This is a genomic window from Streptomyces sp. NBC_01275 (genome assembly GCF_026340655.1).
Classification (GTDB): domain Bacteria; phylum Actinomycetota; class Actinomycetes; order Streptomycetales; family Streptomycetaceae; genus Streptomyces.
The window spans coordinates 3,409,988-3,432,486 of record NZ_JAPEOZ010000001.1 but is presented as its reverse complement, the minus strand read 5'-3'; the positions used below and the strand labels follow the sequence as shown (position 1 = coordinate 3,432,486).

The window sequence follows — 22,499 nt, the reverse complement described above, 5'->3', positions numbered from 1 at the left end:
CCCGCGTCAGGACCCGCCGCCACCGTCGCGCTCCTTCCGCTGCTCCAGACGCAGCAGCAACTCCTTGCCCCGCCGCCGCGCGACCACGTCGCAGACGGCCGCCGACAGCAGCGGGGCGGTGCGCCGACGGGCCAGCAACAGCCGCTGGTTGACGACCGGTTCGGGCCGCCAGTGGTGCTTGTACGGCTCGTTGCCGCGCAGCAGGCTCAGCGCGGCCCGCCCGCCGCCCCGGGTGTGCTCGGCGCAGGCGTCGAGCAGCATCACCGCCACGTCCGCCTTGCGTTCGCGCAGCCGGGGATGGGCGCCGTAGAGGTAGCCCCCGGCCAGCCGCCGCGACAGCAGGGTCAGATCGACGGCCACCACGTCGTCGTCGAGCCGGAACTCGGTGACCACCGCGTCCCCGGAGCGCACCATCGGCCCCACCGAGCGCACCAGGTGCTCGCAGAACCGCGCCCGCAGGTGTTCGCCCGTCACCTTCCGCCCCTGCCACTGCAACCGGTGCAGTTCGATGAGCCGACGCAGCGCGCAGTCCACGTCCTCCGGGGACACGACCTGCCGCTCGACGCCCAGCGCGGTCAGCTTGCGCAGCTTGGCGCGGACCCGTTGGGCCTTCGCCGAGGGCAGCCTGGCCAGCAGTTCGTCCATGGGCACGGCCGGCAGCTCCAGGCACACCGAGTCGCTCACCCGTCGCCGCGGCCCGCGCCAGTGCTCGTAGACCTGTTCCACCGCGCCGCCCGGCCGTACCTCGCGGAAGTCGATCAGCGCGGTGCGGGCGGCCGCCGCGAGACCCTCGGTGAGCGCGGCGACGGCCCGCTCGCCGTGCTCGTCGTCGACCAGGACGTCCCCGTAGTCGGAGATCGCCCCGCCCAGCGGCACGAGCGCGGGCAGCGGTCTGCGTACGGCCATCAGCGGGGCGACGGCCAGGAGTTCGCCGCCGTTGCGCACCACCAGCAGCCGCAGCCGGCCCCGCCTGCCGTACGACAGCCACCAGGAGTGCAGCCAGGCGTGGCTCTGGAACGGGGTGGCGCTCGCGCACCGCCGGTACAGCCGGCCCCAGGCGGGGGCGAGGTCGGCGAAGGCCCGCTCGTCGGTCACGAGTTCGGTGACGAGGCCCGTCGCGCACGCGTACGTCGGTTTCACAGCGCCCCGTGGGCGTCGGCGGCGAGGGCCGGACCGGGCACGGCGGCCGGACGGGCGGCCTCCTCCTGGGGGGCGCGCCGGGGCCGCACCAGCAGCACCAGCCCGCCCAGGAGCCCGCCCGCGCACGCGCCCACCAGTCCGGTCACCGCCGGGGAGGCCGAGGAGGGGCTGGTCGGCCGGACCGCGCGGGCGAACTGCTGGAGCTCGACGTTGGTGGTGGCCCGGGTGGTCCTGGCGTGCTGGGTCAGGGAGCGGGAGACGGCGTTGGCCATGTCGGCGGCCAGGTCGGGGCGCGAGGAGGTGCCGGTGATCGCGACCATCGGCGCGTCCGGCGAGGTCGCGGTCTGCACGTTCTGCTGCAGCGTCCGCGCCGGCACGCCCGCCCACACCTGGGCGTCCCCGAGCACCGCGAGCTGCGTGGCGACCCGTCCGTAGGCCTGTGCGAAGCCGAGCGCGGACGCCGGGTCGGACTTCGCGGTGGGGACGGCGACGACATAGGCGGTGGCCGTGTACACGGGCGGCTTGACGACGCCGTACGCGCCCCCGAGCAGGCCGCCGGCGACGGCGCCGGCCGCGAGCAGGGACCACGGCGGGAGCGCCTTGGCGCGGCGCAGGGCGGTGGTCGGGCGGTGGGCCCGGGCGGAGTTCTCGGTCATGAGGAAGCGACTCCCTGGGATGACGGGGGCGACGAGGACGACGGAGGCGACAGAGGCTGCTGGGGCTGCTGGGGGGAGACGGCGGCCGCGTACACGTCCATGAGCTGGGCGGCGCTGCGGGCGATGTCGTAGTGGTGGGCGGCGTCGGGCGCGGTGCGCGGGCCGGGGCCCTGCGCGCGGGCCTCGGCCAGGGCGCGGACGAACGCCTCGACGCCGCCGGTCACCCGCCGGGCGCCCGCCGCGGCCTGCGCGGGCAGGTGCTCGAGGGCGGGGCAGGAGGCGTAGCGGACGGGCAGTCCGCAGGCCAGCGCCTCCACCACGGCCAGGCCGAAGGTCTCCTCGGGGGACGGGGAGACGAACAGGTCCATGGCGGCGGCGAGGGAGGGCAGGTCCGGGCCGGGGGCGCCGTCGGGGACGTAGGGGCGTTCGCCGGTGAACAGGACGCGGTCGGCGACCCCCGCCTCCTGCGCGGTGCGCCGCAGCACGTTCTCCTCGGGGCCGCCGCCGACCAGCAACAGCCAGCAGTCCTGCGGGAGTCGGGCGAGGGCCTGGACGGCGACGTCGAAGCGTTTGCCGGCCGTCAGCCGTCCGATGCCGCCGATCACGTAGGCGTGGTCGGGCAGGCCGAGGCGGGCTCGGGTGCGCAGCCGGGCGACCGGGTCGAAGCGGAAGCGGGCGAGGTCGATGCCGTTGGGCACGACCTCGATCCGGGGGGCCGGAACGCCCCAGCGCCGCAGGCGTTCGGCGACCGTGGGGGAGACCGCGACGGTGGACCGGCCCAGCCGCTCGCTGGCCAGATAGAGCGCGCGGACCCCCGCGGTCAGCCTGCGGCCCTCCATCTGCGAGTCGCCCAGGGAGTGCTCGGTGGCGACGACCGCCCGCACGCCCGCCAGCCGCGCCGCCGGCCTGCCGTACACGCAGGCGCGGTAGAGGTGGGTGTGGACGAGGTCGTAGCCGCCGGAGCGGATGACGCGGACCAGGCGGGGCAGGGCGGCCAGGTCGCGGTTGCCGGTCATGCCGAGGTGCACGACCCGCACGCCGTCCGCCGCCAGCCCGTCGGCCACCGCCCCCGGGTTGGTCAACGTCACCACATCGCACTCGACCGGCAAGTGCCGCAGCAGCAGCCGCAGTTGCTGCTCGGCCCCGCCGACCCCGAGCCCGGTGATGACGTGCAGCGCCTTCACCGCAGCCCCTCGACGGGACGCCGACGCAGCCGGTGCAGCCGGTACTTCAGGAACAGCCGTACGGCGGTGTCGTTCTGCCCGATGTGCACGCGGGGCAGGGCGTGCGGGCCGTTCAGCGGGCCGGGGTCGATCGCGCACGCGTAGGCGTAGCCGGCGTCGCGTACGGCGGCCACGGCCCGCTGGTCGATCGTCCCGTAGGGGTAGCAGAAGCCGGCGACCTCGGCGTCCAGGAGTTCGGCGAGGGCGGTGCGGCTCTCGGCCGTCTCCGCGTTCAGGGTGCGGTCGTCGGCCCGGGTGAGGTCGACGTGGGTCAGCCCGTGGGAGCCGATCTCGACGCCCTCGGCGGCGGCCTGCCGGATGGCGTCGGCGGTCAGCAGCGGCTTGCGCGGGCCCAGCGGATCCCAGGCGTTCTCGCCGCCGAGCCGGCCGGGCAGCACGAACAGGGTGGCCGTGCAGCCGTGCCGGCGCAGGACGGGCAGCGCGCCGGTGAGGAAGTCGGCGTACCCGTCGTCGAAGGTCAGCCCGACCAGCCGCCGGCCCTCGCCCCGGGCGCGGGCGGCGAGCAACTCGGCCAGGGACACGCCCCGCAGACCCCGCCCGCGCAGCCAGGCCAGCTGCCGGTCGAGCCGTTCGGGGGCGACGGTGATGCGGTACGGGTCGTCGGCGCAGTCGCCCACGGAGTGGTACATCGCCACCCAGGGGACTCTGGCGCCGACGCCGCGAGAGGCGGCAGAAGTGCCGGCGGCGCCGACAGCGTCAACGGGAAGGGGCATGAGGCAGCCTTCGGGTCGCGGAACGTACGGATCGGAGTGCGCAGGCGATGCCCTGGGCGCCCAGGGCCCGGCCGAGCAGGACGAACACGGCGGTGACGGTGAGCCCCCCGGCGGCGAGCCCGGACAGCGGGCCGGCGAACCGGGCCGCGACGAAACCCCCGGCGAGGGCGGCGACGACGGCGGCCCGCACCGGCCGGCTCAGCTCGCGCAGCACGCCCCGGGTGCTGATCGGGACGCTGCGCGGGCCCATGCCGGCCAGCAGCACCAGGGCGGTGACGGTGATGCCGGTCGCATTGGCGGCGGCGATCCCGTACACGCCCCAGGGCCCGACGGTCAGCGCGCCGATCCAGGCGGTCAGGACGATCCCTGCGGCCATCGCGCCCACCGGGTACCAGGAGCCGCGGCCCGCCGAGAAGTAGGAGCGGACCAGTACGCCGACCAGGGTCTGGCCGAGCAGCCCGAGCGCGTACACGCGCATCACGCCCGCCGTCGCCGTCGTGTCCCGCGCGGTGAACGCGCCCCGCTGGAAGAGGACTTCGACGATCTGTGGGGCGCAGGCCACGACCGCGGCCGTGCCGAGCAGCACGATGCACGCGGCCAGCGACAGATCACGCTCCACCCGGCCCCGGGCCCGCTCGGTGTCCCCCTCGGCCAGCGCCCGCGCGACCACCGGGAAGGTGACCGTGCACACCATCACCGAGAAGATCATCGGCATCTGGGCGACCTTCTGCGCGTAGTTCAGATGCGAGATCGCCCCGGCCGGCAGATGTGAGGCGAGGAACCGCTCGATGAGCACCTGGGACTGCCGGCACAACGCGAAGAGCAGCACCGTCGCGAGCAGCGCGGTGTCGAGCGGCCGCGCCTCCTCGCCCGGGGCCGCCTCCTCCCCGGCCGCCCCCCGCTTCCTCAACTGCCGCAACAGCGAAGGCAGTTGCACGACGACCATGAGCAGCCCGCCGACCGCCACCCCGGCCGCCGCCGACCGCACCCCCCAGTGCCCGCCCAGGACGAACATCCCGGTGATGATCCCGGTGTTGTACGCCACGTAGATCGCCGCCGGCGCCACGTACCGCCGGTGCGCGCGCAGGGCCGCGCTGCAGTACCCGGCGAGCCCGAAGCTCACCACGCAGGTCGCGGTGAGCCGGGTGCAGTCGACGGCGAGGGCCGGGTCGGGCAGCCCGGGGGCGAGGGCCTCGACCAGCTGGGGGGCGGTGCCGATGAGCAGCGCGCCGACGGCGACGAAGGCCAGCGACAGCCGGGGGAGCGTGCCGGCGACCAGGGCGCGGACCGGGTCCCCGGGGGCGCCCTGGGAGCGCCGGGCCAGCGCCATGCTGAACGCCGGGATCAGCGCGAAGGACAGCCCGTCCTCGATGAGCAGCGTCGAGGCGAACTCGGGCACGGTCCACGCCACGAGGAAGGCGTCCGTGTCGCTGCCCGCCCCGAACAGCCGGGCCAGCGCCTGATCCCGGACCAGGCCGAGCAGGGCCCCGGCGACCGAGAGGACGGCGGTGACGAGAGCGGCCTTGGCGAGGAAGTTCCGGGAGACGGAGGGGAGTTCGGCCCTGCCGCCCGTCGGCCCGCCCTCGGCGTTTCGGGATCCGCCCTCGCCGAACTCCGCGGCTCCTGCCGCCTCCACGGCCTCCGCCGCCCCTGCCGCGGCTCGCGCCGACGGTACGGCCCCCGTGGCCCCGTCGGTCCGGGGTGTCGGGGGTGTCGGGGGCGTCGGGGGTGTCGAGGGTGTCCCGGGCGTCCCAGGTGTCCGGGCGGGCGTCGCCGTCATCGGGTCAGCGCCTTCCGGCCGCTGCCCACCAGCGCCCACCAGGCCACGAGCCCGAGGACGACGGCGGTCAGCACGGTCGAGGGCCCGCCGATGTCGGCGTACATGAAGTCGACGAGCTGCCAGAGGAGCAGTCCGCAGGCGACGAGCGCGCAGTCGAGGCCCGTGCCGGCGGCGGACGCGCGCGCCCGCCACCAGCCGCGCAGCCCGCACGCCAGCATCGCCAGCCAGCCGCCCGCGAGGGCGAGCAGTCCGATCAGGCCCTGTTCGCTCAGGACCAGCAGATACATGTTGTGCGGGGACAGCAGCGGCTGCTTGACGAAGCCGGAGCCCGCGCCCGCGGTGTCGCTGCCGGAGGACAGCGCGAGCGAGGCGTGCGCGTCCCGGTGCTCGGGGAAGCCCTTCAGCCCGACGCCGGTCAGCGGCTGCGCCCGCCACATGCCGACCGCGGCCGCCCACATCGTGTACCGGTCGGTGACCGACTGGTCGGGGGCGTCCGCGACCTGGGTGATGCTGCCGATGCGCTGCTGGAGCATCGCCGAGCCGACGCCGAAGCCGCCCACCAGGATCACCCCGGCCGCGACCGCCACGGCGCCCACCTTCAGCGCCCGCCGCACTCCGGCCAGCGCCAGCTGGAGCGTGCAGGTCAGCGCGGTCGCGATCCACGCGCCCCGGCTGAAGGAGAGGGCGAGCGGCACGAACAGCGCGAGCGCGCAGGCCGCGGCGACGCCCCGCTGCCGTACGGAGGTCCGGCCCAGGGCCAGCCCCACCGCGCAGATCAGCCCGAAGGACACGACCGTCGCCATGCCCATCACGTCCTGCGGTCCGAAGGTGCCGACCGCCCGGATGTCCTCGCCCTGGTAGGAGGCGCCGGTCCCGGTGACGAACTGGTGCACGCCGACCGCCCCCTGCCACCCCGCGAGCCCCACGAACGACCAGGCCAGCACCCGGAAGTCATGGCGGTCGCGGACGAGCAGCAGCACGGCCGTCGGGACGAGGACGAAGACCTGGAGATAGCGGCCGAGGCCGGTCAGCCCCGCGCCCGGCGAGGACGCGCCCATCGCGGCGAGCGCCAGCCCGACGACCGGCAGCCCGAGGACCACGGCGGCCGTACGGGACAGGGGCCGCCGCCGCTGCCGCAGCAGCCGCAGTACGCAGAACAGGACGACGAGCGCGGAGAGCGCGTCGGCCGGGCCCGCGCCGCCCTCGCCGCCGGGGGAGGCCGGCAGGCCGAGCAGGGCGACCACGGCCACGACGGGCAGCACCGGGGACCAGGCCCGGGCGCGGGGGAGGGGCAGGGCGAGACTCATCGGTCGGTTTCAGCTCCCGGTCGGTCGCACGAGGGCGGCCGCGGTGCGCAGCAGGATGCACACGTCCTGCCACAGCGACCAGTTGTCGATGTACGCGTTGTCGAAGCGGGCCCGGTCCTCGATCGAGGTGTCGCCGCGCAGTCCGTGGATCTGGGCCAGGCCGGTGATGCCGGCCCGCATCCGGTGACGGGCCGCGTAGCCGGGGTAGCTCTGGCTGAACTGGCCGACGAAGTAGGGGCGTTCGGGGCGCGGGCCGACCAGGCTCATATCGCCCCGCAGGACGTTCCACAGCTGGAGCAGCTCGTCCAGCGAGGTCTGGCGCAGGAAACGGCAGAAACGGCTCATCTCCCGCTCGCCCGCCACGCTCCAGCGGGTCGCGGCCTCGTGCTCGTCGACCGGACGATGGGTGCGGAACTTCAGCAGGGTGAACGGACGCCCGTCCATGCCGATGCGCTCCTGCCGGAACACCACCCCCGGCCCTGCGGTCAGCCGCAGCACCGTCGCGCACCCCAGCAGCAGCGGGCTGACCAGCAGCAGCAGGGCCCCGGAGACGGTGACGTCCATCAGCCGCTTGCCGAAGCTGCCCCGCCGTCTGCGGCCCAGGTCCAGCCGTCGGCAGGAGAACCCGGCGAGCTGCTCGCGGCTCGTGTACGAGGGGGTCTCGGCGTCGACCTCCCACACCGTGCAGCCCGACTCGGCGAGCGCCCGCAGCAGCGGGCCCTGGACGGTGCGCACGGCCGGGTGGACGCACAGGACCTCCTGGACGCCGTTCTGGATGAGGGCCCGCTGCACCTCCTGACCGGTCGTCAGCACGGGCAGTTCGTCGGCGCCTTCGGGGCCGTCGGGGCGTTCGGCCACCACGCCCACCGGCTCCATCCCGGAGCGGGGGTGACGCAGCACGGCGGCGGCCACCCGCTGCGCGGTCGCCGCCGGGCCGATGACGAGCGCGGAGCGCGGGCGGCGCAGCAGCTCCCGGCGGCGGCTCAGATGGACCACGGACCGGGCGGCGCCGTCGACCGCGGTCTGGGCGGCGAAGCCGAGCAGGAGGGTGTGCGCCGAGAAGGGGTGCGCCGGGTGCCACACCGCGGCGAGCGCGCCGAGCGCCAGCCAGGCCACCGCGATCCGGCCGCAGAGGACGGGCAGTTCGTCCAGTACGCCGACCACCGGGCGCGGGCGCTGCGGGCGCAGCAGCATCGTCGCCGCGACCAGCAGGGCCACCAGCAGCGGGCGGTGCCCCGCCGCGACGAGCACGGACGCGCCGACGGCGGCGGCGAGGCCGTCGGCGAGCAGCAGGGGCAGCGGCGCGGCGGGCCGCACGGGGGGATGTCTGGCGGGGAACCGGAAGCCCGCGGCGCTCTCGCGCCGGGGGAAGACCGAGACGGACGAGTATCCGGGCTGCGCGCCGGGGGAGGGGACGGTGCTTTCCGCAGTCACGAGTGGATGGACTCCCTGCACTCGGTGGTGCACTCGGTTGAGCACTGGCTGGGGCACGGGGCGGGCCTCTGGGTGGGGTTCTGGGGGAGGCGCTGGGCGGACGCGACGCGCGGCTCGGCTTCGGCGTCCGCGGTCGTCTCGGGCTTCTCGGCCGTGAGCAGCGCGCCGTACACGCCCGCGACCGCCCGGGCCGTGCCCCGCACGTCGTGCGTGGACAGGACGTGCCGGCGCCCCTGTCTGCCGAGCGACTCCCGCAACGGCGGGTCGAGGAGCAGTTCCGCGACCGCTGCGGCCAGCACCGCCGGGTTCTCGGCGGGCACCAGACAGCGGGGCGCGAGCGCGGCCGGCAGGCTCTCCCGGGCGCCGTCCACGTCGGTCACCACCACGGGACGCCCGCAGGCCAGCGCCTCCAGGGGGGCCAGCGCCATACCCTCCCAGCGCGAGGGCAGCACCACCAGATCGGCGGCCTGGTACCAGGGCGCGACGTCCGCGACCGCCCCGGCGAACCGCACGGACTCCGGGGCGCGGGCTCGGAGTTCCGCAAGGTCGGGACCGTCGCCCACCAGCGCCAGCCGCGCACCGGGCGCCTTCCGCAGGACGTCCGCCCACGCGTCGAGCAGCACGTCCTGCCCCTTCTGCCGACACAGCCGCCCCACGCACACCACCAACGGCGCGCCCGCCTCGAGATCCGGCAGCAGAGCGGCCCGTACGGCGTCGGCGGCGGGGGCCGGACGGAACCGCTCGGGGTCGATGCCGTTGGGGACGACGCTCCACCGCCCGGCGATCCCGGCGCGCAGCCCGGTCGTGCGCTCCGCCTCGCTCACGCACACCAGCCGGTCGGCCCACCGCGCCCCGAACCGCTCCCAGCGCAGGGCGAGGGCCGCGGTGGCCCCGCCGACCGCCTCGAAGGACCAGGCGTGCGGCTGGAACACGGTCGGGATCCGCCCGCGCACCGCGAGCCGTCCGGCGAGCCCGGCCTTCGCGCTGTGGGCGTGCACCAGTTCGGGGCGCGCCTCGTCGAGCACGCGCGCGAGCCGTCGTACCTCACCCGGGAGCGAAGGGCCCGGCGACCGGGTCGCCTGCCATCTGCGCACGTCCGCGCCCAGCGAGCGCAACTCCTCGGCGAGGGCGCTGTCGGGGCAGGCGACGGTGACGTGCAGACCGGCGGCGAGCTGGGCCCGCGTCAGGTCCGACACGACCCGGGCGACCCCGCCGTCCACGGGCTGGGTGAGGTGCAGGACCCGGGTTCCTACGTCGGGTTCTGGCTGGTGCATGGCGCGGTTTCCTCGCTCACGGTGGCGCTCGGGACGGGCGGAACGCGCCTGACTAATTCGTCCGTGTGTCGACGGCGACGAAGAGCGCCCCGGCCCACGCCGCGTCCCGGTGGGAAACGAGCCGGACGGTCAGCTGGTCACCGCCGCGCCGCAATCCCTCGCCGAGATCGAACACATCGGAGTCGTAGCCGAGGGTGTTGACGTACGCCGGTACACGCGCCGCCGGAGCCTCCCCCGGCTCGCTGATCGTGGAGTTCAGCACGTCGTCCGCCGGGTTGACGGCATTGGTGAGCGTCGAGGCCGCCCCGGAATCGCTCGAGAGGGTGAGCGAGTCACCCGAACGGCCGCAGTCACCGTCGTACGCCACCAGGCCGACCCGGCCGTACGCACCCTGGGGGATGTCCAGCTCGCGCAGCCGGAGTTCGTGCCCGGCGCCGGCGCCGAGAGGGCCGAAGCCGTCCCAGAGCGAGAGGTCCCGCAGCGGCTCCGCCGGGTTCTCGTACACCACGACCAGCGTCCAGCCGCCCCAGGCGCCGGCCGTGGACCTTCCCATGGCCACGTTGATCTGCGCGACCGTGTACAGGCCCTGGCCGCTGGAGCGCACCAGGCCGGTGACGTCGGCAGAGGCCTGGAAGGCGTCGGCGCTCTGGTTGACCCGGTGCCCGACGAGCGTGTCCGCGAGAACCTCCTTGTACTGCCCGCCCGGCTCGGCGATCAGCACCCGCCCGTTGTCCTCGGGCGGCTTCTGCTCGCCGACGCGCAGATTGCCGCCCCAGTACAGCCGGGCGTACGTGACCTGCGCGCCCCCCGGGAGCCGGACCTCGGCCTGGGAGGAGTTGTAGGTGTTGGGGTCGCTGTCGACGTCGACGTAGAACATGTCGAAGTCGCCGTTGACGGCCGCCTGTCCCTCCCGCACGGCCGGACAGTCCGGGGCCGCCCAGAGCGCCCGGACCGCTGACACCGCCGGGGCCACTGGGACGGCTGGGACCGCCGACACCGCCGACACCGCCGACACCGCCGGGGCCACTGGGACGGCTGGGACCGCTGACACCGCCGGGACCGCTGCGTCCGCTCGGGTCGTCGGCGCGGTGCGGCAGCTGACGGCCGCGTTGGCCGCGCGGACGATCCCGCCGTGCTGCCTGGCGTGGTAGCGCTGCGCGAAGGGGACGCTCTCGGCCTCCGCGGAGGGCGGTGCACCGGCCGCCAGGGCCCCGCCCGGCGTCCAGATCGAGACGAGGGCGAGCCCGCCGACCGTCGCGCGGCGCAGCAGCGGACCCAGGGAATTGCGCATGACCGGCGGTGCCCTTTCGAAGAAGACCGTGGAGCGGGAGCGGGTCGGAGGAGACCGTGAGGCGGAGAACTGCGGTGCGATTTGCTGGCAATAGGGATACGTCGGACGGGGCGCAACTCTAGTAGGTGTAGGGACTAATCCGTCGAAACCGGTCAAGTGTGTCGGAATCGTGAAACCGGCCTGGCGGGACGTCACTCCATTGGCGGCACAACCCCGGGGAGTACCGCGCGTTGACTTCAGCGCCGGGCATCCCCGCCCGGGTGTTTGTGTCAAAACCCCAAGGAGCACCTCTCCATGTCGCGTATCGCGAAGGGCCTGGTCCTGACCTCCGTTGCCGCCGCGGCCGTCGCCGGCGCCTCCGGCATCGCCGCTGCCGACAGCGGCGCGAACGGCATCGCCGAGCACTCCCCGGGCGTGCTGTCGGGCAACCTGATCCAGGTTCCCGTTCACGTTCCGGTCAACGTCTGCGGCAACACGGTCAACGTGATCGGCCTGCTGAACCCGGCGTTCGGCAACACCTGCGTCAACGACTGACGTCACGACGTCACGACGCGCTACGTCGAACGGCCGTCCTCCCGCCAGGAGGGCGGCCGTTCGCGTGTGCTCCTCGCGTGCGTTCCTTGGATGCGCCTCGGATGGGGGCACGGGCCGGCGAGCTCAGACGGACGGCCCGGGGCGGGCCCCACCAGGGGCGATGCGGCATCGGGCGGTCACGTCACGGTTACGCCATGCAGTCGATCTGTTGCGGAGTGCTACAGGCCCTCGCACGGTGGGCTCAGGACCCGAGCACCATCGAAAGGAACTCCCATGCGTGGGCTGCCCGCACGGCGTATCGCTTCCACCGCACTCTGCGCCTCTCTCGTCCTCGGCATCGCCGCCCCCGTCGCCCTGGCGGCCGACGGCGACACGGCTCGTGGGCGCACCGCTGCGGCGACCGGTGCGCCCGTCCCCGGCGCGGACGCGCTCCTCGCCCAGACCAAGAGTCTGGGTGATCTCGGCGGCGTGCTCAAACCGGTCACCGACGCCCTCGACGGCGTCCTCAAGGCCGACGACGGCAAGCTCTCGGCCGACCAGGCGACCCGGCTCAAGGGCGCCGTCGACGAGGCCGTCGCCAAGATCACGGCAGCGGCTCCGGTGACCCCGCCGACGCTGCCCAAGCCCGCCAAGAGCGGCGACGCCGACAAGGCGCGGTCGAAGGCGGCCGCCGCCGACCCCGTCGCCGACGCCGTCGCCGCCGTGCAGAGCGCGGTCGCCGCACTGCTCGCGGCCGCCACCTCCGCCGACGTCGGCGGGATCGTCACCGCGGGCACGGGCGTGGTGACCAACCTGGTCAACCTGCTCGCCGCCACCCTGGCGAGCGTCGGCCTGACCCTGCCGAGCCTGCCGACGACGACTCCGGCGCTGCCCACCAGCACCACTCCGGAACTGCCGGCGACGACTCCGGCGCTGCCGACCAGCACCACTCCGGAACTGCCGGCGACGACTCCGGAGTTGCCGGTCACGACTCCGGCGCTGCCGACCACCACCACTCCGGAACTGCCCGTGACGAAACCGGAGTTGCCGGTCACGACTCCCGAGCTGCCGGTCACGACCCCGGTGCTTCCGGTCACCGCTCCGGCGCTTCCGGTCACGACCCCGGCGCTGTCGACCGGAAGCCTGCTCCCGGCGAGCTGACGGCAGCCCGCCGAATTCAGCGCGCCTTCCGCGCGCCTTCAGCGCACCTTCTGCACCCCGGCACGGCCTTCCTTTCGGGCGGGCTTTCGGTCGGGGTGCAGAAACATTCTGTGCAAACATTCCGCGCACGGGGTTTCCGCATCCGGCAGGGCTCGTTAAGCACGACGTCAGAATTACCTCTGGTGATTTCCCGTGGTGACTTGAGTTGCCGAGTCGCCGAAGAAAGGAACCCGATGAAGTCCCTGAAGGCTGCCGCTGTCGTCGCCGGATCCGTGGTCCTCGCCGGCGCCGCCGCGCCCGCGTTCGCCTACAGCACCGCCGACCTCACGCCCACCAGCCTCAACGGCGCCGTGAACACCCTCACCAGCCGCCCGCTCGTCATCGACCCGGCCGACATGATGCCGCTCCAGCACCAGTCGAACGCGCTCGACACCGAGAACAAGGACTCCGTGCTCAGCACCGTGAAGGGCGCGACCGGCGCTCTCAACACCCACAACCCGCTCCTCGGCGGGCTGCCCCTGCAGGGCTGAGACGTTCCCGGAGGGCCGGTCCTGTGCGCCACGGGACCGGCCCTCGGCGTGTTCCGGGCGCTGCGGTCCGTGCCGTGGTCCGTGCTGTTCGAGAAAGGCGCGGTGCGCGTCCCTCGTTCGTGTGGCGCGCCGACGGGGCGTCCTCCGCACGGGTGAGAACGCGCGCGGACGCCCCGCGGCCCGCCGATAGGGTCGCGCGGTGACCTCAACCCCCAGCGCAACCCTCCCCTTCCGCGTGGCCGACCTCGGCACCCTCGTCGTGATGCCGTGGAGCGGCGAGGCGCCCGGCGGCAGCGACATGCCCTACCTCCTCGCCTACTCCCTCGGCGACGCGGCGGACGGCGGCGCCGAGACGACGGCCGCCGCCATCGAGCGCATGCTCACCGACAACGGACTGCCCGTCGGCGGCGACCTCGTCGACGGCGCCGACCGGCCCGGCCTGCCGGTGACCCTCCTCGTTCAGTTCGGCCAGGCCGTCCTGAACATGCCGAGCTTCAGCGCCCAGTGCGTGCCGCCGCCCGAGTGGCTCGCGGCGGTCGAGGAGCGCGGCTACGCCTACCTCGTCTTCACCACCCGCCCGTGGCCCGAGGCCGTGCCCGGCAAGCCCGTCGAGCCGGAGGCGCTGGCCGCGTTCGCGGGCGCCGACGAGACCCTCACGGCCGCGGCCCACGTCGTCCTTCCGGCCCGCAGCCTGCGCAGCTGATGGCGCACGGCGGCCCGGCGCACACCGCGGAGGGCGGCCCCGCGCACCCGACCGTCGAGGGCGGCCGGGCGTACGCCGTCGGGGGCGGCCGCGCGTACGCCCTGCTGCTCGTCCTCGCCGGCGCGGCCGGGCTGCTGGCCTCCTGGGTCATCACCCTCGACAAGTTCAAACTGCTGGAGGACCCCGGCTTCACGCCCGGGTGCAGCCTGAACCCGGTGGTCTCCTGCGGCAGCGTCATGACGAGCGACCAGGCCTCGGCGTTCGGGTTCCCCAATCCGATGCTGGGCCTGGTGGCCTACGGCGTGGTCGTCTGCGTCGGCGTGAGCGTGCTGGCCGGCGCGGCCTTCCCCCGCTGGTACTGGCTGACCTTCACCGGCGGCTGTCTGTTCGGCGTGGGGTTCGTGTCCTGGCTGCAGTTCGAGTCCCTGTACCGGATCAACGCGCTGTGCCTGTGGTGCTGTCTGGCGTGGATCGCCACGATCCTGCTGTTCTGGTACGCCGTCTCCCTCGACGTACGCCACGGGTTCCTGCCGGCGCCGGCCGGGCTGCGGACGTTCTTCGCCGAGTTCGCCTGGGTGCTGCCGCTGCTGCACATCGGGGTGGTCGGGATGCTGATCCTGACCCGATGGTGGGATTTCTGGACGAGCTGAACATCCCATTGTCGGGCGATTGCTGCGCTCGGGGGAATTGTGAACTGATGCCGTTTTCCGGCTCGTTACCAGGTACGGACGCACAGCCTCCCGAATCCCGTCCGTTCTCCTGCGTTCTCCTCCGTTCTCCTCCGCTCTCTCCTCCGATCTTCTCCGAAAGGGCCCGTACCCGAGATGAAGTCGACCACCCGAGGAACCCTCGCCGCAGTGCTGACGTGCGTGGCGGCCGCGGCCGGCGCCGCCGTCGCGACCCCCGCCGCCGCGGTCGGCACCGTCCCCGTCCCCGTTCCGCTGGACGGCGTCGAGAAGTCCCTCAACGTGGAACTGCCCGAGATCGGCGGCGAGATCCCGCTGCCGATGCCCGGCGCGCCCGAGGGGCCGCGCTATGTCGAGGGCCGTCTGATCCCGGAGCGGGTCATCCCGCAGCTGCCCGTCAGCGCCGGGCTGCCCGGCGCGGGACTGCGCGCCCCGCTGCCGGAGATCCTCGGGGACGGCTTCAACCACGTAGGCCTCGAGGCCCCCGCCTCCGACCTGCGCACGATGGGCCCGGGCCTCTCCCTGGACGCTCCGCTGACCGCGCCCAACCCCGACCGTTTCGGTCTGCCGGACCTGAAGATGCCGCAGGCCGGCGTGCTCACCCCGGTGCTGCAGACGGTGCCCGGCGCGGACCTCGGTCTGGGCCAGGGGCTGTAACGCGCACCCGGACGCACGCCTGGACGCAGGCTCTGGACGACCACGGGCCCGGACGGATCGCCGTCCGGGCCCGTCTGCGTACGTCTGCGTGCTTCTGCGTGCTTCTGACGGGTGTTCGGGCGCCGAGCGGTGACCAGGAGGGCCGCCGGGCGGTTACCGCTAACGACAACCGAACCGGACGAGGAGCACACACCATGGCCGTCAGCGTCGACGCGGTACCCGCGACCGCAGCATCCGTGACCATGAACCCCGCGAGCACCGTGGGCGCGAGGCCGGTGGGCGCGGGGAGACTCGGTCCGGACCCGAGCCCCCGGCGCACCCGGCGCGACCTGCTGCGCGGGCTGCTCGGCGCCGCGGCGGCCGCCTTCACCATCGCCCCGGTCGTCGCCGCGTCCCCGCCCCCGGGTCCGCAGGACGCCGCCGCGGACACCAGGGTCGACAAGGCCGACGAGTTCGACGAGGTGTACCGCGGTCGGCACCTCCGGGGCGTCCTCGCCCCGCCGGAGCACGCCCCGACGGACCGCGCCCCCGCCGGCCCCCGGTGGCAGGTCACCGTCGACGGCCGCCCGCTGCACCTCATGCGCCGGGCGGACGGCACCTGGCTGAGCATGGTCGACCACTACCGCTCGTACGACACCCCGCTGGCCGCGGCCCGGGCCGCCGTCGACGAGCTCGGGCCGGGGGAGAAGCTGCGCGACACCGGTTCCACCGGCAGCAGCCACCCGCACGACGGAACGCACATGGGGGGACGCCATGGTCTACACGCGTAAGGACGTCAGCACGCTCACCGTCGCCGAACGCAGGCGGTTCGTGAAGGCGCTCCTGGAGATCAAACGGCGCGGCGAGTACGACGAGTTCGTCCGGACGCACATCGACTACTACGCCTCCGACGGCGAGGGCGACCTGCGTACAGCCCACATGGCGCCCTCCTTCCTGCCCTGGCACCGCCAGTTCCTGCTGGATCTGGAGCAGGCGCTGCGCCGGGTCGACTCCTCGGTGACGGTGCCGTACTGGGACTGGACGCGGGACCGCGGCAAGACCTCCGCGCCCTGGACGAAGGACCTCCTCGGCGGTAACGGGCGCTCCTCCGACCACCAGGTGACGACCGGGCCGTTCGCCTACTCCACCGGCGACTGGCCTCTCAAGGAGGGCATCACCGACGGGGAGTTCCTCACCCGGGACCTCGGCCGCGCCCGCGACCCCATCGACCTGCCCACCCCGAGCGAGCTGGAGTGGGCGCTGCAGGACCCGGTCTACGACGTCTCGCCCTGGGACTCGACGGTCACCAGGGGGTTCCGCAACAGGTTGGAGGGCTGGGGGACCGGCCGGGGCAGCGTCGCCTGGCGCAACCACAACCGGGTGCACCGGTGGGTCGGCGGGGCGATGCTCGGCGGCGCCTCCGTCAACGACCCCGTGTTCTGGCTGCACCACGCCTTCATCGACCTGGTGTGGACCCGCTGGCAGCACCGCCACCGCGACCACCGCTATCTGCCGGCCGGGCCGCCGGGCCCCGGCGACCGCCAGCGCGGCCGCGTCGTCGCCCGCCACCAGAAGCTGCCCCCATGGGACGTGACGCCGGACCAGCTGGAGGACGCGAGCCGGATCTACCGGTACGCCTGACCCGCCCGGAAGCACCCGGAAGAACCCGGAGACATCAGGAAACACGGGGAGAGCCCCGGCGCTCGAGGTGCCGGGGCTCTCTCCGTGCTGCGTACGGGGTACGTCAGTTGCCGTAGCCGTGGTCGTGGTCGTGGCCGTGCTTGTCGCCGCCGTCGTGGTCGCTGACGTTGGCGCAGGTGTTGCCGAAGGCCGGGTTCAGCAGGCCGACGACGTCGATGGTGTTGCCGCAGACGTTGACCGGCACGTGGACCGGGACCTGGATGACGTTGCCCGACAGGACACCCGGCGAGCCCACGGCCGCACCCTGCGCACCCGCGTCCGCCATGGCCAGACCGGCGCCGCTGACCACTACGGCGCTGGTGCCGAGGGCGACCGCGGCCACCTTCGCGATGCGAGACATCACGTTCTCCTTAAGGGGATCGGTTCGCGCGACGGCAGGACGCGCCGCCGCACTCCCCCTTCAACGCCGCCGCCCTGGGCGAGTCACGGCACGTCCGTGCGGATCACCCTTTTTGAACAGGGATGACCTACAGACGGGTGCCTAGAGAGGCTGGAGGTGCTCGGCGACGAAGTCGGTGAGCGTGGCGATGGACTGCAGGCTGTCCAGGCTCAGGTCCAGCGCGGCGACGTCCACGCCGAAGCGGGCGTCGACCGTGCCCAGCAGCGTCACGCCGGCCAGCGAGGTGAGACCGATCCGCGGGCCGAACAGGTCGGTGTCCGCCGGGAGTTCCCCGACCACGGCAGGGTCGAGCCGGGCGGCCTCGGCGATCATCGAACGGAGCTCGCGCTCCACCGTGGCCCGGTCCAGGGCGTTCGTCACGCGTCGGCGTCCTCTCGGTCGGATACATGCAGATAGGGGGGCGGTGTCGGCAGGTCGCCGTGGAGGGACCTGCCCAGGACCGCCGAATCCGCAGCGCCCCCGGCCGCGTCCGTCGCGTCCGTTACGTCCGTTCGGCGCAGGCCCGCCTGGCGGAGCAGGATGCGCATCTCCAGGTTGGCGTCCGTCGGGCGCAGGGTCACCCGGAACTCGTCGGCGCCTGCCTCCCGGGCCCGTTCCATCAGCCGGAACAGGAAGGCGGCCGCGGCGCCCCGGCCGGCCACCCGGCAGGAGAGGGCGAGCAGCGGCACGGACCAGACGGCGGGCGCGGTGCGGTCGACGAGGGCGGCGCCGATGACGCCGTACGCACCGAACCGGTCGGTCATCCGGGCGGTGTACACCTCGTGCCCGTCCGAGGCGGCCAGCTCGCGCAGCCGGTCGGGGGTGAGGCCGGAGGAGTTGAGGCGGTGGGTGCGGGCGGCGAGCTCCAGCGCGCGGGGGAGTTCGTCGGGGGCGGCGGCGCCGATCGTGAGCCGCATGTCGCACCAGGCGAGGAACTCCTCCCGGGTGCCCTGGAAGCGTTCGCCCTCGGCACGGCGGGTCTCCTCCGTGCGGTAGCGGTGGACCCGCTCGCGTGACTCGGGGGTGACCTCGCGGCCCTCGAACGCGGCCAGGAGCTCCGGTACGTCCTCGGGGGCGAGGGTGCGCACGCCGGGCAGCAGCGCCTCGACCTCGGCGCGCTCGTAGGGCGAGTCGTCGACCAGGACCAGCGCTTCCACGGCGATGCCGAGGTCCTTCGCGATCCGGCGCAGCGACTCGCTCTTGTCCTGCCAGGACACCTGCGGGGCGAGGAAGCGCGTCCGCACCTCCGGGCGCCCGGCGGCCAGCCGGTCCAGGACGGCGGGCGCGCTGCGGCTCGCGACGCTGCTGAGCACGCCGAGCCCCGCCAGCGCGTCGATCGCGGCGAGCATCTCGGGGCGGGGGGCGGGGAGTTCGTCGGTGGGGGTCTCCACGGCGACGTCGTCCCAGAGGGTGCCGTCGAGGTCCCAGACGACGCACTTGACGCCGTCCACGTCGAAGCCGGTCACGTGGCCTCCCGGGGCAGGAACAGCTTCATCGACAGGCTGGTGGGGTCGAAGCCGAACTTGCGGTAGACCGTGCGCATCGGGACGTTGCCGACGTGGACCCGGCCGACGACCTCCGTGATGCCGTTGGCCAGGCAGAACTCCAGGCCCGCGGTGAGCAGGAGCTCGGCGACGTCGCCGCGGTTGTCCACCGGGGACACGGCCAGGGAGCGGAAGTTGGCGTAGCGGTCGCCGGTCATCGCGTTCTGGTTGATGCTCACCCAGCACCAGCCGACGGGCTGCTCGCCCGGACCGTGGGCGACGATCATGCCCTCCTTCGACTTCTCCATGGCACGGCCCAGCCGGGACGCCCACCGGGCGGGGTCGTCGACGGCGTCCTCGCCGAAGGAGACCCGGGCGATCTCGGCCTCGAACTCCCCGATGGCGGGCAGATCCCGCTCGTCGGCCTGACGCGTGACGTACGGCCGCGCCCGCTGGACGAGGGCGGCACGCTCGTCGTCGGCCGGGGGGCTCCAGCCGTACGTTCGGCTCGTGGGGGCGGGAGCCGGGGCCGGCGCGGGAGCCGCCGCGGGAGCCGGGGTCGGCGTCGGGGCCTCCTGTACCGGGGCCTCCTGTACCGGAGCCGGTGTCTCGGTGGGGGCCGGGGCCGTGGGCAGGGCCGGGGAGTCCTCCACCGGGACCAGGCGGCCCGGGCGGAAGGGGCCCTTGCCGCAGTGGGGGCAGCCGTCGGCGCGCAGGGCGGCGACCGAGGTCCAGCGGGCCCCGGGGCCGACGCGGACCTTGCCCTCGCACGCCACGCACGTGTACTCGCGCTGCCGGGTCCGCTTGTCGCCGGTGTAGAGGGGACCGCTGAACTCGCCCTGGTGGGAGGGCGCGGTGGAGTTGGTGGTGAGCAGGTGCTGGAAGAAGCCGACGCCGCCCAGGATGCCGCTGCCCTCGTACTCGTTGAAGTTGCGGATGTAGCCGTTGGTGATCAGGCCGAGCCCCATGATCTCCCGCTGCACCTCCAGCATCTCGTCCGGGCTCTTGCCGCCGAAGGAGAAGAAGACGCTGTGCGCGGGGCCGGGCCGCAGGCCCTCCACGGCGCGCGAGAGGAAGAGCCGGGCCCCTTCGGGGGTGTACGGCGGGTCGGTCATCGCCACGTCGTACTGGTCGTGGAGGGCCTCGGGCAGCGGCTGGCGCAGGTCGTGCCGGACCGTGTCGACGGGGGTGCCGAGGCCGGCGGACACCTTCTGGATGTAGTCGAGGATCTCGGGGGAGATGTCGACGACGGTCACCCGCTCGACGATCGGCCCGCCCAGTACGTCCCCCACGACCGCGACGGCCAGCGAGACGAGGTCGTCGTCGCCGATCAGCAGCAGGGAGCCGCCCGGCAGCGCGCCCGCCGTCAGCAGCGCCAGCACCCGGCGCACCTTGGTCTCGGCCGTGCAGTGCGACTGGTCGATCGCCATGTCGGCGGCGGGCCCCGACTCCATCAGGGCGCGCAGCCGGCGTACGGCCTCGTCCAGCACGTCGGGGATGACCAGCTCGCGCCCGTCGCAGGTGCGGCACGTGGCGTCGAGCGTGAGGTCCATGCCGAGCTGCGCGACGACGTCCTGGCCGGCCTCGGTCAGCCGGGAGGGGCGCTCCTTGGTGACGAGGCCCCGGCGGCGCAGTTCGTTGCCCAGGGCGGCCACGATCGGGACGGGCAGGCCGGTGGCGCGGCTGAGGTCCTTGGTGGAGGCGGGGGCCAGACGGCGCAGGGCGCGCAGGACGGACCGCACTCCGGGCGGGCCCTCCTGGAGACGGACGGCGTCCGCGACTTCCGTGAGCACAGAATCGGCGGTGGTGCTCCGAGGGTGCCGACGCGCGTTGGTCACAATGCCGCTCCAGGCAAGCTGATGGATTCCGGGAGTATCGAGTATACGGGCTGGTGGGGAGCCGATCGGACTCGGTGCGGAACAGTCGAATCCGAGTGAGTCGAAGGAAATCCTCCGGAATTTCCGGCGAGAGTATTCAGGAAAGTTCCGGAAAGGCTTTCGGAGACGTTCGGAGGGGGGTCTGGGGACTGTTTCCCGAAACGCCTTCCGAAATGCCTTCTGGAATGCCTTCCGAAGATTTTCGGCCAAATCGCCCCGACACCCCCCGCCCCCCTTGACGCACTGTGCGCGCGAGCCGTAGAGCGACCCTGATGCTACGCTGGGCACCACCGAGCGCCACTTACCGGCCTCGCGACCTTCCTCTTCGGCCGCGCGGACCAGCGCAGATCTATGTGAAAGGAGACGGGGGCAGAGGTTCGTCACCCCCGGTTCCCCATGACCAACTCCGCCAGCCTCGCCACCGAGGGTATAAACGTCGACGATCTGTGCTCTTATGCCGTTGACGTATGGGTGAGCGACCACAGCATCCTGACCGACGAGGAGCGCCTCCTCCAGGTACTGCGCACGGCCGCCGAAAAGGGAAACGCCACGGTACTCGGTGAGGCGTCGCACGTTTTCCCGAACGGTGCGGTCACCGCCATTCTCCTGCTTTCCGCATCGCATCTGAGCATTCACACCTGGCCCGAATTCAGCCTGGCCAACGTCGATCTGCTGGCCTACGGCCGGCTGAACGGCGAGCGGATGATGCAGAGCGTGGAGCTCGGCCTTTCGCCGACCAGGATCAACGTGACGCGCATGCTGCGCGCGGTCCACTAGTAAATCCGGCAATTCCCGTACCGGCGCCGGTCATTCTCGTGCACGGCTCGGTGCCGGTTTCGGGACAGGTCTCCGTGCAGATGGTCGGGACAGGTCTTGGTGCAGGTCTTGGTGCAGGTCTCGTGGGCTCGCCTCGGCGACGCCCACGACGGTCTCCTGGACCTGCTCGACCCCGTGGAACGCGGTCGGCACGCGGCCACCGTCGGCCCCGGCGACCGGGACCGGTTCCTGCTCGGCGTCGCGCTCAGCCGACTGCTCCTGGGCGAGCTTCTCGACGTACCCCCCGCCGATGTGCCGCTGCGGCGCGTGTGCGCGCGCTGCGGCGGTCCGCACGGCAAGGTCCGGCTGGACCGGTCGGCCGCGCCGCGGCTGCCGGAGTACGGCTTCTCCGTCACGCACAGCGGTGACGTCGTCGGCGTCGCCGTCTGCCGGGGCGTGGAGGTGGGCCTCGACGTCGAGGACGCCTATGGCGCGGTCGACGTCGACACGGCGGCGCGGACCGCCCTCTCCGACGCCGAACTCGCCGCCCTGTACGCCCGCCCGCCGGCCGAACGCCGGCTCGCCTTCCTGCGCACCTGGACGCGCAAGGAAGCCGTCCTGAAGGCCCTCGGCGTGGGTCTGGGCGCGCCCCTGCGCCGCCTCGAGGTGTCCGCCCCCGAACACGCGCCGACCGTGCGCGCTTGGCCGGATCAGATCGCCGTACGGCCCCCACTCGCCATGGCGGACATGGTCGTCGACGGCGTGCATCCGGCGGCGGTCGCGGCGACGGGGGCCGGCGGGGCGCGGCTGGTGCGGCACGACGGGTCGGCGGCGGTGTCGGCCTACGGCCGTCGAGGGCCGTAGCGCTGCGGGCGCCTGCGTTTTCCGGCCGTTGTCGTGGCCGCGTCCGGCGCGATGCCCTCCGCAGGGTTCCGCGAGAGGCGGCGTCCCGTCCCCTGTACCTGCCCTGACCAGCAAAAAGCCCTCCCGGAGGGAGGGCGGAGACTTGCGCCCCCGGCAGGACTCGAACCTGCGGCCAAGCGCTTAGAAGGCGCCTGCTCTATCCACTGAGCTACGGGGGCCGGTGTGGTGGCCTCGTACGTGCTGCCCGGGTGTGGGCTGATCCGTGACGTTGCCGGGGACAAGGATAGGGCTCCCGGTTCCTTGTCCCGGTTGCTTCCCCTCCGTGGCTCAATGTGGAGGTTCGGTGAAGCGGTCCTGATAATCGCAGGCA

General features: G+C 73.6%; 23 protein-coding genes and 1 tRNA gene. 10 read left to right on the top strand and 14 right to left on the bottom strand.

Annotation, left to right across the window (positions count from 1 at the left end):
* Positions 1–6: 6 nt before the first annotated feature.
* The 9 genes from OG562_RS15010 to OG562_RS14970 all read right to left on the bottom strand — a co-directional run bounded on the left by OG562_RS15010 (position 7) and on the right by OG562_RS14970 (position 10,839).
* Positions 7–1,140 carry a GNAT family N-acetyltransferase gene (locus OG562_RS15010; RefSeq protein WP_266397593.1) on the bottom strand — a complete coding sequence of 378 codons (1,134 nt, stop codon included), beginning with the start codon at positions 1,138–1,140 and terminating at the stop codon, positions 7–9.
* Positions 1,137–1,796, bottom strand: a complete 660-nt coding sequence (locus OG562_RS15005; protein WP_266397591.1) for a lipopolysaccharide biosynthesis protein — start codon at positions 1,794–1,796, stop codon at positions 1,137–1,139. Before OG562_RS15005 ends, OG562_RS15010 begins: the two co-directional genes overlap by 4 nt.
* Positions 1,793–2,980: a glycosyltransferase gene (locus OG562_RS15000; RefSeq protein WP_266397589.1), complete on the bottom strand. Its 1,188-nt coding sequence runs from the start codon at positions 2,978–2,980 to the stop codon at positions 1,793–1,795. Before OG562_RS15000 ends, OG562_RS15005 begins: the two co-directional genes overlap by 4 nt.
* A complete protein-coding gene (locus OG562_RS14995; protein ID WP_266409270.1) occupies positions 2,977–3,669 on the bottom strand; it encodes a polysaccharide deacetylase family protein in 693 nt (230 codons plus the stop codon). Before OG562_RS14995 ends, OG562_RS15000 begins: the two co-directional genes overlap by 4 nt.
* A 67-nt stretch (positions 3,670–3,736) precedes the next feature.
* Positions 3,737–5,533: a murein biosynthesis integral membrane protein MurJ gene (gene murJ, locus OG562_RS14990; RefSeq protein WP_266397587.1), complete on the bottom strand. Its 1,797-nt coding sequence runs from the start codon at positions 5,531–5,533 to the stop codon at positions 3,737–3,739.
* Complete coding sequence (locus tag OG562_RS14985; RefSeq protein ID WP_266397585.1) at positions 5,530–6,840, bottom strand: O-antigen ligase; 1,311 nt, start codon at positions 6,838–6,840, stop codon at positions 5,530–5,532. Before OG562_RS14985 ends, murJ begins: the two co-directional genes overlap by 4 nt.
* 9 nt (positions 6,841–6,849) lie before the next feature.
* Positions 6,850–8,274 carry an exopolysaccharide biosynthesis polyprenyl glycosylphosphotransferase gene (locus OG562_RS14980; RefSeq protein ID WP_266397582.1) on the bottom strand — a complete coding sequence of 475 codons (1,425 nt, stop codon included), beginning with the start codon at positions 8,272–8,274 and terminating at the stop codon, positions 6,850–6,852.
* Positions 8,271–9,548 (bottom strand): glycosyltransferase, encoded by a 1,278-nt coding sequence (locus tag OG562_RS14975; protein WP_266397579.1) that lies wholly within the window; start codon positions 9,546–9,548, stop codon positions 8,271–8,273. Before OG562_RS14975 ends, OG562_RS14980 begins: the two co-directional genes overlap by 4 nt.
* A gap of 52 nt (positions 9,549–9,600) precedes the next feature.
* Positions 9,601–10,839, bottom strand: coding sequence for a DUF3344 domain-containing protein (locus OG562_RS14970; protein WP_266397577.1), 1,239 nt, complete (start codon positions 10,837–10,839; stop codon positions 9,601–9,603).
* Between the two features lie 294 nt (positions 10,840–11,133).
* On the opposite strand from OG562_RS14970, the gene OG562_RS14965 reads away from it, so the two are divergent.
* The 8 genes from OG562_RS14965 to OG562_RS14930 all read left to right on the top strand — a co-directional run bounded on the left by OG562_RS14965 (position 11,134) and on the right by OG562_RS14930 (position 16,709).
* Positions 11,134–11,373 carry a chaplin gene (locus OG562_RS14965; protein ID WP_266397575.1) on the top strand — a complete coding sequence of 80 codons (240 nt, stop codon included), beginning with the start codon at positions 11,134–11,136 and terminating at the stop codon, positions 11,371–11,373.
* A gap of 273 nt (positions 11,374–11,646) precedes the next feature.
* Entirely contained in the window at positions 11,647–12,513 is an 867-nt protein-coding gene (locus tag OG562_RS14960; protein WP_266397572.1) for a hypothetical protein, read from the top strand.
* Positions 12,514–12,746: 233 nt separating this feature from the next.
* Positions 12,747–13,043, top strand: coding sequence for a hypothetical protein (locus tag OG562_RS14955; RefSeq protein WP_266397570.1), 297 nt, complete (start codon positions 12,747–12,749; stop codon positions 13,041–13,043).
* A gap of 199 nt (positions 13,044–13,242) precedes the next feature.
* Positions 13,243–13,746, top strand: a complete 504-nt coding sequence (locus tag OG562_RS14950; RefSeq protein WP_266397568.1) for a DUF5949 family protein — start codon at positions 13,243–13,245, stop codon at positions 13,744–13,746.
* Positions 13,746–14,396 carry a vitamin K epoxide reductase family protein gene (locus tag OG562_RS14945; RefSeq protein ID WP_266397565.1) on the top strand — a complete coding sequence of 217 codons (651 nt, stop codon included), beginning with the start codon at positions 13,746–13,748 and terminating at the stop codon, positions 14,394–14,396. Before OG562_RS14950 ends, OG562_RS14945 begins: the two co-directional genes overlap by 1 nt.
* Before the next feature lie 174 nt (positions 14,397–14,570).
* A complete protein-coding gene (locus tag OG562_RS14940; RefSeq protein ID WP_266397563.1) occupies positions 14,571–15,089 on the top strand; it encodes a hypothetical protein in 519 nt (172 codons plus the stop codon).
* Positions 15,090–15,283: 194 nt separating this feature from the next.
* Complete coding sequence (locus OG562_RS14935; protein WP_266397560.1) at positions 15,284–15,859, top strand: tyrosinase family oxidase copper chaperone; 576 nt, start codon at positions 15,284–15,286, stop codon at positions 15,857–15,859.
* Positions 15,843–16,709 (top strand): tyrosinase family protein, encoded by an 867-nt coding sequence (locus OG562_RS14930; RefSeq protein WP_266397559.1) that lies wholly within the window; start codon positions 15,843–15,845, stop codon positions 16,707–16,709. The genes OG562_RS14935 and OG562_RS14930 overlap by 17 nt, the downstream gene beginning before the upstream one ends.
* 103 nt (positions 16,710–16,812) lie before the next feature.
* Here the strand turns inward: OG562_RS14930 and OG562_RS14925 are convergent, their stop codons facing one another.
* From OG562_RS14925 to OG562_RS14910, 4 genes are all read right to left on the bottom strand, one after another.
* Positions 16,813–17,109, bottom strand: a complete 297-nt coding sequence (locus OG562_RS14925) for a chaplin (RefSeq protein WP_266397558.1) — start codon at positions 17,107–17,109, stop codon at positions 16,813–16,815.
* A 141-nt stretch (positions 17,110–17,250) separates the two neighbouring features.
* Positions 17,251–17,529, bottom strand: coding sequence for an acyl carrier protein (locus OG562_RS14920; protein ID WP_266397555.1), 279 nt, complete (start codon positions 17,527–17,529; stop codon positions 17,251–17,253).
* Positions 17,526–18,614: an HAD-IIIC family phosphatase gene (locus OG562_RS14915; protein ID WP_266397553.1), complete on the bottom strand. Its 1,089-nt coding sequence runs from the start codon at positions 18,612–18,614 to the stop codon at positions 17,526–17,528. The genes OG562_RS14920 and OG562_RS14915 overlap by 4 nt, the downstream gene beginning before the upstream one ends.
* Positions 18,611–20,425 (bottom strand): GNAT family N-acetyltransferase, encoded by a 1,815-nt coding sequence (locus tag OG562_RS14910; RefSeq protein WP_266397551.1) that lies wholly within the window; start codon positions 20,423–20,425, stop codon positions 18,611–18,613. Before OG562_RS14910 ends, OG562_RS14915 begins: the two co-directional genes overlap by 4 nt.
* 480 nt (positions 20,426–20,905) lie before the next feature.
* Between OG562_RS14910 and OG562_RS14905 the strand changes: the two genes are divergently transcribed.
* Together OG562_RS14905 and OG562_RS14900 are read left to right on the top strand one after the other, a co-directional pair.
* The gene (locus OG562_RS14905) at positions 20,906–21,286 is read left to right on the top strand and encodes an S-adenosylmethionine decarboxylase family protein (RefSeq protein WP_069773010.1); all 381 of its coding nucleotides are present in this window, start codon (positions 20,906–20,908) and stop codon (positions 21,284–21,286) included.
* Between the two features lie 99 nt (positions 21,287–21,385).
* Complete coding sequence (locus OG562_RS14900; RefSeq protein WP_266409269.1) at positions 21,386–22,129, top strand: 4'-phosphopantetheinyl transferase superfamily protein; 744 nt, start codon at positions 21,386–21,388, stop codon at positions 22,127–22,129.
* 145 nt (positions 22,130–22,274) lie between these two features.
* Here the strand turns inward: OG562_RS14900 and OG562_RS14895 are convergent.
* Positions 22,275–22,347: transfer RNA gene (locus OG562_RS14895), tRNA-Arg, on the bottom strand.
* Between the last annotated feature and the right edge of the window lie 152 nt (positions 22,348–22,499).